Annotated in this window: 10 protein-coding genes and 1 CRISPR repeat array (1 of these 11 running past the window's edge); of the genes, 7 read left to right on the forward strand and 3 right to left on the reverse strand. The window is 67.0% G+C overall.

The genetic code is table 11. The features are described from left to right. Window positions 1-36: 36 nt before the first annotated feature. The 3 genes from J8F10_RS16525 to J8F10_RS16535 all read right to left on the reverse strand — a co-directional run bounded on the left by J8F10_RS16525 (window position 37) and on the right by J8F10_RS16535 (window position 1,807). The gene (locus J8F10_RS16525; protein ID WP_210655417.1) at window positions 37-1,167 is read right to left on the reverse strand and encodes an AAA family ATPase; all 1,131 of its coding nucleotides are present in this window, start codon (window positions 1,165-1,167) and stop codon (window positions 37-39) included. A gap of 84 nt (window positions 1,168-1,251) precedes the next feature. Beyond that, window positions 1,252-1,530, reverse strand: a complete 279-nt coding sequence (locus tag J8F10_RS16530; protein WP_210655419.1) for a hypothetical protein — start codon at window positions 1,528-1,530, stop codon at window positions 1,252-1,254. A 106-nt stretch (window positions 1,531-1,636) separates the two neighbouring features. Continuing rightward, window positions 1,637-1,807: a hypothetical protein gene (locus J8F10_RS16535; protein WP_210655421.1), complete on the reverse strand. Its 171-nt coding sequence runs from the start codon at window positions 1,805-1,807 to the stop codon at window positions 1,637-1,639. Between the two features lie 544 nt (window positions 1,808-2,351). On the opposite strand from J8F10_RS16535, the gene cas3 reads away from it, so the two are divergent. The 7 genes from cas3 to cas2 all read left to right on the forward strand — a co-directional run bounded on the left by cas3 (window position 2,352) and on the right by cas2 (window position 10,180). Next, on the forward strand, window positions 2,352-4,571 hold the full coding sequence (gene cas3 / locus J8F10_RS16540) for a CRISPR-associated helicase Cas3' (RefSeq protein ID WP_210655423.1): 2,220 nt from the start codon (window positions 2,352-2,354) through the stop codon (window positions 4,569-4,571). Window positions 4,572-4,584: 13 nt separating this feature from the next. Next, complete coding sequence (gene cas5c / locus J8F10_RS16545) at window positions 4,585-5,397, forward strand: type I-C CRISPR-associated protein Cas5c (RefSeq protein WP_210655425.1); 813 nt, start codon at window positions 4,585-4,587, stop codon at window positions 5,395-5,397. Window positions 5,398-5,400: 3 nt separating this feature from the next. Further along, a complete protein-coding gene (gene cas8c, locus J8F10_RS16550; protein ID WP_210655427.1) occupies window positions 5,401-7,170 on the forward strand; it encodes a type I-C CRISPR-associated protein Cas8c/Csd1 in 1,770 nt (589 codons plus the stop codon). A 26-nt stretch (window positions 7,171-7,196) separates the two neighbouring features. Then, window positions 7,197-8,120 (forward strand): type I-C CRISPR-associated protein Cas7/Csd2, encoded by a 924-nt coding sequence (cas7c, locus tag J8F10_RS16555; RefSeq protein ID WP_390891143.1) that lies wholly within the window; start codon window positions 7,197-7,199, stop codon window positions 8,118-8,120. Between the two features lie 4 nt (window positions 8,121-8,124). Beyond that, window positions 8,125-8,772, forward strand: a complete 648-nt coding sequence (gene cas4, locus J8F10_RS16560) for a CRISPR-associated protein Cas4 (RefSeq protein ID WP_210655431.1) — start codon at window positions 8,125-8,127, stop codon at window positions 8,770-8,772. Window positions 8,773-8,795: 23 nt separating this feature from the next. Further along, on the forward strand, window positions 8,796-9,830 hold the full coding sequence (gene cas1c, locus J8F10_RS16565; RefSeq protein WP_210655433.1) for a type I-C CRISPR-associated endonuclease Cas1c: 1,035 nt from the start codon (window positions 8,796-8,798) through the stop codon (window positions 9,828-9,830). 65 nt (window positions 9,831-9,895) lie between these two features. Next, entirely contained in the window at window positions 9,896-10,180 is a 285-nt protein-coding gene (gene cas2 / locus J8F10_RS16570) for a CRISPR-associated endonuclease Cas2 (RefSeq protein ID WP_210655436.1), read from the forward strand. A 201-nt stretch (window positions 10,181-10,381) separates the two neighbouring features. Continuing rightward, a CRISPR array of direct repeats spans window positions 10,382-12,580; the repeat unit is 37 nt; unit sequence GTTCCCCGGTGTGATGAACACCGGGGCGGATTGAAAC (it continues 498 nt past the right edge of the window).

The following is a 12,580-nucleotide window of genomic DNA, read 5'->3' on the forward strand; positions in this document are numbered from 1 at the left end:
GGGAACGGGTGCTCCGCATTGAGCGCGCGGGCGCGGTCAGACGGCCCCGATGCTGGCGAGTTTGAGCTGCCGGAGCTGGTCCCGGAGGTACGCGCGGGCCGCCTCCACGCGCCCGGTCCCGGGCAGGGCCCCGAGCTGGCGCTCGATCTCGCCCAGCTTGGCCGCGCCCGTGGCCGCCGCGGCCAGGTCCCGCGCGTCGGTCGCCCCGAGCACGCCCTCGGCCTCGAGGAGCAACTGGGCGACCCGGAGCCCGGGCGGGTTGGCCACCTTGGCGATCACCCGGGTGACGCGCTCGGGGTGCTCGTGCGGGTCGTCCCACAGGCAGTGGCGCGCGACCTCCAGGTGCTCGGGCTCGACGCGCTCGGCCCCGCACAGGAACGCGAACGCGCGCACCACGCCCACGGTCCGGAACTGGCGCCGGTCCCCGGGCCGCACCCCGTCCCGCACCAGGTCCCCGAGCACCGCCTCGAGCGCCTCCTTCGCGGCCCCGGACCACGGCAGGGCCGCCGCGGCGCCCCGGGCCGCGTCCACTTCGGCCGGGGTGATTGTGCCGGACAGTTCGGGGACGGTGCCCGGCCCCCAGAGGAGCCGCGCGCGCCCGGCCCGGGACCGGATCGGGGCCACGGTCTTACGCACCACGAACCGGTCGAACAGGGCCCCCAGGTCGGGCCCGGCCTCGGGCCACTCGTTCGAGGCCGCGACGCACAGGCGCAGGGGCACGCGCCGGACGGCCCCGTCGCCCGGGTCGAAGGTGCGCTCGTTGAGGACCCGGAGCAGGGTGTTGAGGATCGCGCTGCTCGCCTTGAACACCTCGTCCAGGAAGCAGAACTCGGCCTCGGGCAGCTTGCCCGTGGTGACCCGGACGAACCGGTCGCTCTTGAGCCCGGCCAGGCTCACCGGGCCCAGCACCTCCTCGGGCGTGGTGAACTTGGTGAGGAGCGTTGCGAACTTGGTGCCCCCGGTCCAGGCCAGGAGGGCATCGAGGAGCAGGGACTTGGCGCACCCGGGCGGGCCGACCAGGAGCACGTGCTCGCCGGCTACGAGGGCCGCGAGCACCAGGTCCACTTCGTCGTCGCGCTCAATCAGGGCCGCGGAGAGCTCGCGCCGCGCGGTCGCGAACTTCGCGCGGACCGGGTGCGGATCCGGGGCGGGGCGGTACGGTTTCATCAGCGGGCTCCGTGGGGAAGTAGCAGGGAAGCGGAAACGCGCCGAGGAAATCGGACCCGGCGCGCCCTCGGTTGGGTTGCCGGGTTACAGGGCGGGGGCCAGGAGTTGCGCCCGGACCGCGCGCACGGCCGTGTCCGCGAGCGCGCCGGGATCGGCCCCGTGCGGGTGCGGCAACGCGAGGAACCCCTCCCAGGCGCGGGCCACGACCTCGGCCACCGCGTCCTCGCGGTCGTGGGCCGAGCGGATTGCGCGGAACGCGTCCTCGGCCCGGCGCGTGAGCGCGGGCAACAGGGCGACGAACACGTGCTGGCGGTCGAACGGGGCGACGAGTGCGGGCGGGGCCGCGGGTACGGGGACGAGCATCTCGGGGTCCTCGTGAAACAGAGCGACCGCACACAACAGCCGTGCGGTCGATGGGGAGCCGCACGGGGCGGTGGGATTCCAAGTGAGGGACGGGCGGGTCCGCGGGTCAGCGCCCCAGGCGCGCGACCGCGCCGGCGCCTGCGAGCACGCGGTCGGCGATTAAGGTGGCCCGGATCGCGGCGCGAAGTCGGGTCCGGAACCGGCCACCGGCGGGAACCCGACGGTCGGCGCGCACGGTCGGCGCGGGCAGGTTCTCGGGCACGCGGGTCACCAGCACCAGCTCATCGACTACGACAGTTCGCGCCGTGTGTTCTTTGAGAAGTGCACGTGATCCGAGCGGTACAGTGGCGTGGAGATGGGCGCCCCGCTCTATCAGATACTGACAAGGCGTGGCGCCCAATTTAGTTCGTGGAGCCTTCCCGGATGGATGGAGCGACCACGAACGTGGCTCCCGGGTGCCAGACGCGCGGGCCGCGGGCGGTTCCGATCGACACTCCACTGAGAGACTGTCCCATATGCGCGAAAAAGCCTGAGAAATCGCAGGTGGAAACTCGAAAACGCGGCGATTTTGGGGCATATGGGACAGTCACTGAGCGGTTGGGAAGACGGGTGGAACGAACCACCTTGTCCTCTAAACGGCGCGCCGTTGAAGGTGCGTTTCAGTCACTTCGATTCCAACCTTGGGCCGGTGAGGAGCCACAATCCTTCGGTACACACTCCGTTGCGCCGTGGTTCGACTGAAAGCCGGGCGGAAAGTTGCTACGGCGCTTGCAATCCGGACCCGGGCGCGGTCTGATTCCGCTGAGTGCTGAGGATTTCGGATGTTGTATTTCGCCCATTCCGCGCGCGACGACACCGGCGCGCTCGATTTGGAATCGTTTCAATTCCTCGCCCAACATCTCCACGCCGTTGCCGAAGGGGCGGCGCGGAGGGCCACTCTCGCTCGGCCCGAACGAACCGACTTTGCCGCCGCCGCCCGTCTTGCCGGACTGCTCCATGACCTCGGCAAGTACCGCCCGGAGTTCCAACTGTACATTCGTGACGATCCGCGGTACCTGAAGGGCAACTCGCTCACCCGCCACAAAGAAGCCGGCGCGGCTGTAGCATTCGACCGCGGGCACAAGGCGGTCGCGTTTGCGATCGCCGGGCACCACGGCGGCATCCCCGACGGGACCGAGTGCTTGGGCGCCGTGAGCGGCCCGAACGGTCGGGTCGTGGCAGCATCACTCCGGGCCACCGCGACCCGGGACTGCCCCGAACTCGGCGCCCCGGTTCCGATCCCGCCCCAGTTACCGAACGGCCTCGCCTGGGACTTGTTCACCCGGGTCACGTTCAGTTGCCTCGTGGACGCCGACTGGAGCGACACCGGGGCACACGAGCGCGAGGTGAAGAACTGGCCCGCCGAGCCCGACCCACCCGCCCTGGAACCGGGGGAGCGCCTCGCGCGGGTCGAGGCGTTCATCGCGGGCCGGGCCGCGCGCCCGCTCGAACCCCACGTCAAGAGGGCCCGAGCCGAGGTTCTGGCGGCGTGCCTGGTCGCCGCGGAACGACCGTCCGGGGTGTTCACGCTGACGGTCCCGACCGGTGGGGGCAAGACGCTCGCGGCCCTCGCGTTCGCGCTGAAACACGCGGCCCGGCACGGGCTCCGACGGATCATCTACGTCGCCCCGTACATGACCATACTCGAACAGAACGCGGACGCGATCCGGGACGCCCTCGACGTGGGTGCCGCGGACCCGACCGTGTTCGAGCACTACAGTTTGGCCGATCCCGGCGACACCAACGCGAACGAGACCGATTTGGGGGCCGCGGCCCGGCGGGCGGAGAACTGGGACGCACCCGTGGTAGTAACCACGAACGTGCAGTTCTTCGAGAGCCTGTTCTCGAACAAACCGGGCCGGTGCCGCAAACTCCACAACATCGCCCGCAGCGTGGTCGTTCTCGACGAGTGTCAGACGCTCCCGCCGGGGCTGGTCGCGCCGACGTGCGGGATGTTGAACCAACTGGCGACCGAACTGGGGTGTTCCGTCGTCCTCTGCACCGCGACGCAGCCCGCGTTCGACCACGACAAACTGGCGCCCGACGAGCGGCTCGCCGTGACGGAAATCATCCCGCCGGACGCGAACCTGTTCGCCACACTGAAGCGGGTGCGGGTCCGATGGCCGAAACCAACGGACGCGGCGCTCGGTTGGGGCGAAGTTGCCGGACTGATGCGGGCACAGAAGTCGGCGCTGTGCGTGATGAACACCAAGAAGGCGGCGCGGGCGGTGTACGACGAACTGACGACGGCCGGTGCCGGCGGTGCGTTCCACCTCTCAACGGGGATGTGCCCTCAACACCGGCGGGAGAAACTGGCACAGGTTCGTGGGCGGTTGGCTGCCGGTGAACCGTGCTTTGTGGTCTCGACACAGTTGATCGAGGCCGGGGTGGACGTGGATTTCCCGTTCCTCCTGCGCGAGATGGCCCCACTCGAATCCGTGATCCAGGCCGCGGGTCGGTGCAACCGCGAAGGGAAAATCCCCCACGCGGGTGGGCGCGTGGTCGTGTTCCGGAGCGCGGGCGGTAAGATGCCGCCGGACCGGTGGTACAACGCGGGCCGGGCCAAGGTCGAACAACTCATCCGCGAGAAGGGTGACGGCCCCCAGATCGACGACCCCGCCGCGATCCGCGATTACTTCGCACGGCTCTACCACACCGGGAACCTGGACGCGGCAGGCGTGCAGGAGATGCGTCGCACGTTCAAGTTCGCGTCGGTCGCGGAGGCGTACCGGCTCATCGCCGACGCCGGCCAACCGGTCGTCGTGAGGACGTGGGGGGCGCACCGGGCACAAATCGACGACCTTCTCGTCGAACTCGCCGCGCGGCCACGGAAATCCGTGTACCGGCAGCTCGCTCCGTTCCAGGTGAACCTGCTCCCGGCGCAGCTCGTTCCGGTCGGGCACCTGCTCCACGAGCACGCGGGCAGGGTGCTGGTCTGGGACGGGAAGTACGACGACGAGGTCGGGATCGTGTCCGAGACGGCCGACGAGTTCATCGTGTAACCGAGGGCCCTTGATGTCCCCGCCGACCGTTGCGATCAAGGTTTGGGGCGAGTTCGCACTGTTCAGCCGGCCCGAGCTGTCGGTGGAGCGAATGTCGTACCCGTGCATGACCCCGTCCGCCGCGCGCGGGGTGCTGGACGCCGTCCTGTTCAAGCCCCAGATGGCGTGGCACGTGCGCCGGATCACGGTCCTTCGCCCGCGGTTCCCGACCGGGTTCCCGGCCCAAGAGGCCGACCGCCCCTACCGGATGGTCGCGGTCCGGCGCAACGAGATCCAGGGCACCGTCGCCCCGCGCACGGTGGAAGGGTGGATGAAGAAGCCGGGGTCGTTCGAGCCGTACCTCGTGGACTCGGCCGGGCGCGAAGGGGCTCAGGGGCAGAATCGCACCCAGCGGGCGAGTCGGTTGCTCCACCACGTCGCGTACCTGATCGAGGCCAGCCCCCAACTGACCCCTCGAGCGAACCGCCCACGTACTCGGGCCGAGGACGGTGAAGACCAGGGTCCTGACACGGTGGCGAAGTACGTGGCCATGTTCAACCGCCGGGTCGAGAAGGGGCAGTGCTTCCACCGCCCGTACCTCGGGACCCGCGAGTTCGCGGCCCACTTCGCGCCGGCAAACGGGGGCGAGCAAGCGCTCACGGGGTGGTCCGAGTCGCTCGGGTTCGTGTTGTACGACCTGAAGTACGCGGCGGACGGGAGCCGACGACCGGGGTTCTTTGAGGCACGGATCACGAACGGGGTTCTGCATTGTGACACCGAGGCTCACGGGCCGAACGGCGAACCGGCGGTGACGGTGTTCGGGTGGGACGACGCGGGGGGGGGGTAAGTCATGATCTTGAACCGGCTCTACGAACTGGCCGTGCGGGAGCAGTTACTCTCGGACCCGGCGTTCGAGGAACAGGCGGTGCCGTTCGTCGTGCAGGTCGGTGCGGGTGGAACGTTCCTCGGCATCGATGGCGAGCGCCCGCGCCCCCCAAAGAAAGGCGAGTCGCGGGCCGAGCGGAAACTCTCGATCCCGCGCCCGCACGGCAGCGCCGCGAGTCAAGGGTTCGCCCGGTACTTTGCTGATACGCTTGCCCGCGTGCTTCCGGTGGTCTTCGACGCCAAGAACGCCGCGAAGGATGCGCGGAGCCGGGAAACCTTTTGGAGACAAATTGACACGGCGGCGGACGCGACCGACGACAACGCTCTACGCGCGGTCCAAGCGTTCGGCCGACAACGTGAGGACAAAGAGTTCGCCGAGAGCATTCGGCGGGCCGTCGCGGCGACCGGGGCCACGGGTGCGGAACGGGTAACATTCGCGTACTACCCGGACCGCGGGCCGACGATCCTAGACCGCGAGCCCGTGCGCAACTGGTACGCAACTCACTTCCGCCGGTTCACCGCCGAGAAACAGGAGAGCGGCCCGGTCGGGTTCTGCACCATCACAGGTCGGTCCGGTCCGCTCCCGACGAGCCACGCGCTGGCACTGTCCGGCGTTCCCGGCGGACTGCCGACGGGGGTGAAGATCGTGAGCCTCGACAAGCCGGCATTCCAACACCACGGGTTGGACGGGGCGGCGAACGCGGCGATCGGGTACGAGGCGGCTGACGGGTACGCCCGCGGGTTCCAGTGGCTCCGGGCACGGCGGGACCACCACTTCGTCGTTGGCGGCACGCTGTTCCTCTTCTGGACCCGACGGCCGGTAGACCTCGGGGACATGAACGCACTCGGGCAGGCGGACCCGGATCAGGTGAAACGGCTGCTCGAAGGTACCGGACAGGGCAAGGAATGCGGCCCCGTTGAGGACGCGAACGACTTCTACCTCTTGGCCGTGTCCGGGAACGCGGCCCGGGTGGTCGTCCGCGACTACCTGGAGCGGCCCCTGGGGCAGGTGCGCGAGAACATCCGTCGGTGGTTCGCGGACCTGCGCATCGCGGACACGTCCAAGCAACACCAGGGCCGGCCGAACGCGGCGTTCCCGCTGTGGCTCCTGGCGAACGCAACGGCCCTCGAAGCCGATCGCGTCGCCCCGGACATACACGCGCGGCTCATGTGCGCCGCCCTGACCGGCGGCCCGGTGCCGGACTCGCTTCTGATCGCGGCCGTGGGGCGGTTGTGGGCCGAAGGCCACGACGCATTTCGCCCCCCCCGGATGGGGCTCATCAAACTGTGTCTCACGCGCAAGGGGGTTCCCGTGACCGAGACGTTGAACGCGGACGAGCAGCACTCGGCCTACGTGTACGGTCGGCTGTTGGAGGTGTTCGCCCAAATCCAGTATGCCGCTCTTGGTGACGTGAACGCGAACGTCGTGGACAAGTTCTACGGCACGTTCAGCGCCGCCCCGGCAATGGTGTTCGGCCGGCTCGTCGCCAACGCCCAGAACCACCTGCGGAAGATCCGCGGGGAGAAACCGGGCACTGCGGTGGCTCTTGAACAGCGCCTCATGGAAATTCGCCAGTTGCTGACGGCCGCTCCCCCGCCGCCACAGTTCTCGCTCCAGGACCAAGGGCGATTTGCCCTCGGGTACTACCACGAGAAGGCGAAACGGTTCGGGCAGATCGCCGAGAAAAAGGCCGAAAAGGTGGCGAAGGCGAAAGCCGATGCCAAGGCCGAGTGACACCGTCAACACCATTTACCGAGGAGATTTCCGTGCCCGAGAACGCCCCAGTCGGCAAGCGGTACGACTTCGTGTTCCTGTTCGACGTGCAGGACGGCAACCCGAACGGCGACCCGGACGCGGGCAACTTGCCCCGCATCGACCCTCAGTCCCTTCAGGGGCTCGTCACCGACGGGTGCTTGAAGCGCAAGGTCCGCAACGCCGTCGCCGTGCTCGGCGAGGGGAAGCCCGGCAACGAACTGTACTTCCAGACCCAGGACGCGGTGTACGAGAAGCGGGTTCTGAACCTCCAGCACCAGCGGGCGTACGATGCGGCCGGGGTCAAGGAGGAGAAGGACGCGAAGAAGAAGGCCGCTAACACCATCGTGGCTCGGACGTGGATGTGCGCGAACTTTTACGACATCCGGGCGTTCGGGGCCGTGATGACGACCGGGGTGAACTGCGGCCAAGTCCGTGGCCCGGTCCAGATCACCTTCGCCCGGTCGGTCGATCCGATCGTTCCGCTCGAGTTCTCGATCACCCGGAAGTCGGTCACTACCGAGGAGGAGGCGAAAAAGCAATCCGAGAAGGACGGGAGCATCACCGGCACGATGGGGCGGAAGAACACGGTCCCGTATGGGTTGTACCAGTGCCACGGGTTCGTGAACCCGTACTTGGCGAAGGACACCGGGTTCACCGACGCCGACCTGCAACTGTTGTGGGCCGCACTCAAGGGGCAAATGTGGGAGCTCGATCGGTCGGCCAGTCGCGGGCTGATGGCGACCCGCGGGTTGTACGTGTTCGAGCACGCCTCGCCCCTGGGCAGCGCCCCGGCACACGAACTGTTCGCCCGGGTCCACGTCCCCGCACTCGGACCCGACCGGGCGCCCCGAAAATTCGAGCAATACGCGGTCGAGGTCAACGACACCGCGCTGCCGACCGGCGTCACCCTGCACCGCATGGTGGGCTGATCCCATGATCCCACTGCCCATTCTGCCCGCCGACGGTGCCGATTATCCACCGCTGTCGGCCCTCAACGACCTGCTCTTCTGTGCCCGCCGGTGCTTTTTGCACCGGGTTGAAGGCGTGTGGGTGGAGAACGTTCACACGACCGCCGGAACCCTCGACCACCGGCGCGTCCACCAAACCCGAGACACCGAGTCCGCGACTGGGCGCACGGCCCGCGGACTGTGGGTGACCAGCCACCGGCTGCGCCTCACGGGCGTGTGCGACTTGGTCGAGTTCCGCCCCGGTGCGCCGGAGGTGCCGTTCCCCGTGGAGTACAAGCGGGGCAAGCGTCGGACGTGGGACAACGACGAGGTGCAACTGTGTGCCCAGGCGATGTGCCTGGAAGAAATGCTCGGCCACGCGATCCCCTCCGGGGCCATTTTCCACGTCAAGTCGAAGCGCCGGCGCGAGATCGCGTTCACCCCAGATCTGCGGGAACGGACCGGGGAAACGGCCGAACGCCTGCACGCGCTGCTCGCGGCCACGACCACCCCACCGCCGGTGGTCCACCCGAAGTGCAAGCAGTGCTCCGTTCGGTCCGTTTGCATGCCCGACCTGCTTACCGGTGCGTCCGCCTACCGTCGGGCCGTGGCCGATCTGTTTCGTACTTCCTGAGTTACGTACCGGAGTCGCCCGCTGTGGACGTGCAACTGAACACGCTTTACATCGTCACCCGCGGGGCCACCGTCCGGCGCGATCACCTGACCCTTCAGGTCGTTGTCGAGCAGCAGGCCCGACTGACGGTCCCGATCCACCAGCTCGAGTCGGTCGCCGCGTTCGGCGGGGTTCACGTTACCCCCGGCGCGATGGGGCTATGCGCCGAGAGCGGGGTCGCGGTCAACTTCCTCACGGAATCTGGGCGTTTGGTCGCACGGGTGGACGCCCCATCGTCCGGTAACGTGCTCCTCCGGCGCGAGCAGTTCCGCCGGGCCGACGACCCGGGTGCGCGCGGGTCCGTGGCTCGGTGCCTGATTGCGGGCAAGCTTCACAACTGCCGCAACCTGCTCTTGCGGGCCGGGCGCGAGTCGGGGGACGCGGCCGACCAGGGCACCCTGTCGGGGGCGGCCGGGCACCTGGCCGGCGCCATCCCGAACTTGGAGGCGGATACCGATGCCGACACCGTTCGCGGGCGCGAGGGCGACGCGGCGCGGGTATACTTCGCGGCATTCGGCGCAATGGTCCGGGTCGGGCGCGGAGAGTTCACGCCCAACGGGCGCACGCGCCGGCCCCCGCTGGACCGCATGAACGCGCTCCTGTCGTTCCTGTACGCACTCCTGACCCACGACTGTACAGCGGCGTGTGCGGCGGCCGGGCTCGACCCGTCGGTCGGGTTCCTCCACGTCGATCGGCCCGGGCGCCCGGGCCTGGCCTTGGACTTAATGGAAGAGTTCCGTCCGTTACTGGCCGATCGGTTGGCCCTGGCGCTCGTGAACCGGCAACAGGTAAAAGCCAGCGGGTTCGAGTTCCGCGAGGGCGGGGCCGTGTCGATGGACGAGGCGACGCGCAAGGCGGTGCTCACGGCGTACCAGCAGCGGAAGCGGGAAGAGGTCACCCACCCGTACCTCGACCAGAAGGTACCGTTGGGGCGGCTCCCGTTCCTCCAGGCCCGGGTGTTCGCCCGGCACCTGCGCGGTGACCTGCCGAGCTACCTCCCCTGTGTCCTCAAGAACTGACCCGCAGTAACGGGCTCGGAGCCCGGCACCACTCGTTGACGGCTCGGCCCATTCCGGGGAGCGGCATGAAAGTTCTCGTCGTTTACGACGTAAGCACGTCCGACTCGAACGGCCCTCGGCGCCTGCGGCGCGTAGCCCAGGCGTGTCAGGATTTCGGCCAGCGGGTTCAGAAGTCGGTGTTCGAGTGCTCGGTAGGCGAAACCGAGTGGGTGCGCCTTCGCACCCGTCTCCTCGCCGAAATGGACGAGCGTCGGGACTCGGTCCGGTTCTACTTTCTGGAAGCCGACGTGCGCGTGGAGCACCACGGCGCGGGCGAGCCGTGGAACCTGGACGGGCCGCTCGTCGTATGATGATGACGTGGAAAGTTGGGATCGCGGACCCAAAGTGGTGTCGGATCAGTAAGGGTGTTCGCGATCGGTCGGAAGTACTGACCTGCTCAGGGTTACAGTGATGTTGAGGGCGAGCATGGAATCGGCGCAAGCCGTGTGGCAGCGGGGTTCGCGGAAAGCACCCCGGAAATGCTTGCCCACAAGCCACGCGCAAGGACTGCGGTTCCCCGGTGTGATGAACACCGGGGCGGATTGAAACCTCTTGGGCCGCTGCCAACTCCTCGCGCCCGCGTTCCCCGTTCCCCGGTGTGATGAACACCGGGGCGGATTGAAACATGTGGTCCCGGCTCAAGGCGGCCGGGCACAAGTGTTCCCCGGTGTGATGAACACCGGGGCGGATTGAAACACTTCGCTAACAAGCAGGCCGGGTAATGTCGGCCGGTTCCCCGGTGTGATGAACACCGGGGCGGATTGAAACGGTACTCGTCTTCGAGCGATTCCGGCCCGTCAAAGTTCCCCGGTGTGATGAACACCGGGGCGGATTGAAACACACTACCGGAGTGCCAGTGATGAAGTGCGAAGTTCCCCGGTGTGATGAACACCGGGGCGGATTGAAACACCAACACAGCCCAAAAAACCTTGCGGATGGTGCCGTTCCCCGGTGTGATGAACACCGGGGCGGATTGAAACTCGTCTTCCAGGCGGGAGCGGGCCGACTCTTTGTTCCCCGGTGTGATGAACACCGGGGCGGATTGAAACAATCACACAGGGCGGGGCGGGTGGCAGGGAAAGTGTTCCCCGGTGTGATGAACACCGGGGCGGATTGAAACCTTTACAAGTCGTCCGCCAAGGTCCGCCGAACACGAGTTCCCCGGTGTGATGAACACCGGGGCGGATTGAAACAACACAAGCACAAGCGGCAACAACTGGTCCTTCTAGTTCCCCGGTGTGATGAACACCGGGGCGGATTGAAACTGTGCAGCTTGTACCGTTCTCTAGCCGCCTCTTGTTCCCCGGTGTGATGAACACCGGGGCGGATTGAAACATGTAGGGGAAATAGCTCTGAATCAGAACGTTCGTCGTTCCCCGGTGTGATGAACACCGGGGCGGATTGAAACATGCCCCGGCTGCGTTGCCAACCCGCCAGTGAGCCGGTTCCCCGGTGTGATGAACACCGGGGCGGATTGAAACTACATCGGGCGCGCGGGGGTTAACGAGAACCAGGACGTTCCCCGGTGTGATGAACACCGGGGCGGATTGAAACTCGAACGGCTCGCCACAACGGGAAGCCGATGCGTAGTTCCCCGGTGTGATGAACACCGGGGCGGATTGAAACCAGAACTCTTCGGCTTCCAACCGCCGGTACGCGTCCTGTTCCCCGGTGTGATGAACACCGGGGCGGATTGAAACTTCGTGAGCAGTGCCGACTTGACGGCCGGCTCGCGTTCCCCGGTGTGATGAACACCGGGGCGGATTGAAACCAATTGGGCGGGCCACAAGAACCGGGGCGAAAATGTTCCCCGGTGTGATGAACACCGGGGCGGATTGAAACTTGTACGTGCGGCCGGCCCAGCCCGCGAGCTGGCGTTCCCCGGTGTGATGAACACCGGGGCGGATTGAAACACGACGATCACGCTGCCCGAGTTCCGGGTGGAGATGTTCCCCGGTGTGATGAACACCGGGGCGGATTGAAACAAATGAAAAAAGGGGCACCGGTGGGCACCCCATGTTCCCCGGTGTGATGAACACCGGGGCGGATTGAAACTTAGAGACGGCACACGCGCCCGCGATCGCCCGATCGTTCCCCGGTGTGATGAACACCGGGGCGGATTGAAACCTGAGTGCCGCGAGCGCGTGGTGCAGCGCAGTCAGGTTCCCCGGTGTGATGAACACCGGGGCGGATTGAAACTTCAGATGGCTCGCTTGACTTCGCAAAGTATCGCGTTCCCCGGTGTGATGAACACCGGGGCGGATTGAAACAAGAAACCTGCTAAAAAGCCAGCACCAACACCCAAGTTCCCCGGTGTGATGAACACCGGGGCGGATTGAAACCTGAAATACGATGCGGATCACGAGCAGTTGGACGGGTTCCCCGGTGTGATGAACACCGGGGCGGATTGAAACATGTGAACTGGATGCACTCGGTGATTCAGTCGGGGAGTTCCCCGGTGTGATGAACACCGGGGCGGATTGAAACCGATTGCGCGGCCCGCGTGTCGAAAAAGAACTGCCGTTCCCCGGTGTGATGAACACCGGGGCGGATTGAAACAGGACGGGACGGACGACTTTGAAGACGACGAGCTCGTTCCCCGGTGTGATGAACACCGGGGCGGATTGAAACTTTTTCGGGAAGAGGAAGTAGAGAACGGCCAGAAGTTCCCCGGTGTGATGAACACCGGGGCGGATTGAAACAAGTCGTGC

It is taken from the genome of Gemmata palustris (assembly GCF_017939745.1).
Lineage (GTDB): Bacteria > Planctomycetota > Planctomycetia > Gemmatales > Gemmataceae > Gemmata > Gemmata palustris.

What these genes read in the sequence shown, in the direction of transcription:
- cas5c (WP_210655425.1), top strand. Translation starts at nt 4,585, where the DNA reads ATGTCCCCGCCGACCGTTGCGATCAAGGTTTGGGGCGAGTTCGCACTG.
- J8F10_RS16530 (WP_210655419.1), bottom strand. Translation starts at nt 1,530, where the DNA reads ATGCTCGTCCCCGTACCCGCGGCCCCGCCCGCACTCGTCGCCCCGTTC.
- cas3 (WP_210655423.1), top strand. Translation starts at nt 2,352, where the DNA reads ATGTTGTATTTCGCCCATTCCGCGCGCGACGACACCGGCGCGCTCGAT.
- cas8c (WP_210655427.1), top strand. Translation starts at nt 5,401, where the DNA reads ATGATCTTGAACCGGCTCTACGAACTGGCCGTGCGGGAGCAGTTACTC.
- J8F10_RS16525 (WP_210655417.1), bottom strand. Translation starts at nt 1,167, where the DNA reads ATGAAACCGTACCGCCCCGCCCCGGATCCGCACCCGGTCCGCGCGAAG.
- cas2 (WP_210655436.1), top strand. Translation starts at nt 9,896, where the DNA reads ATGAAAGTTCTCGTCGTTTACGACGTAAGCACGTCCGACTCGAACGGC.
- cas4 (WP_210655431.1), top strand. Translation starts at nt 8,125, where the DNA reads ATGATCCCACTGCCCATTCTGCCCGCCGACGGTGCCGATTATCCACCG.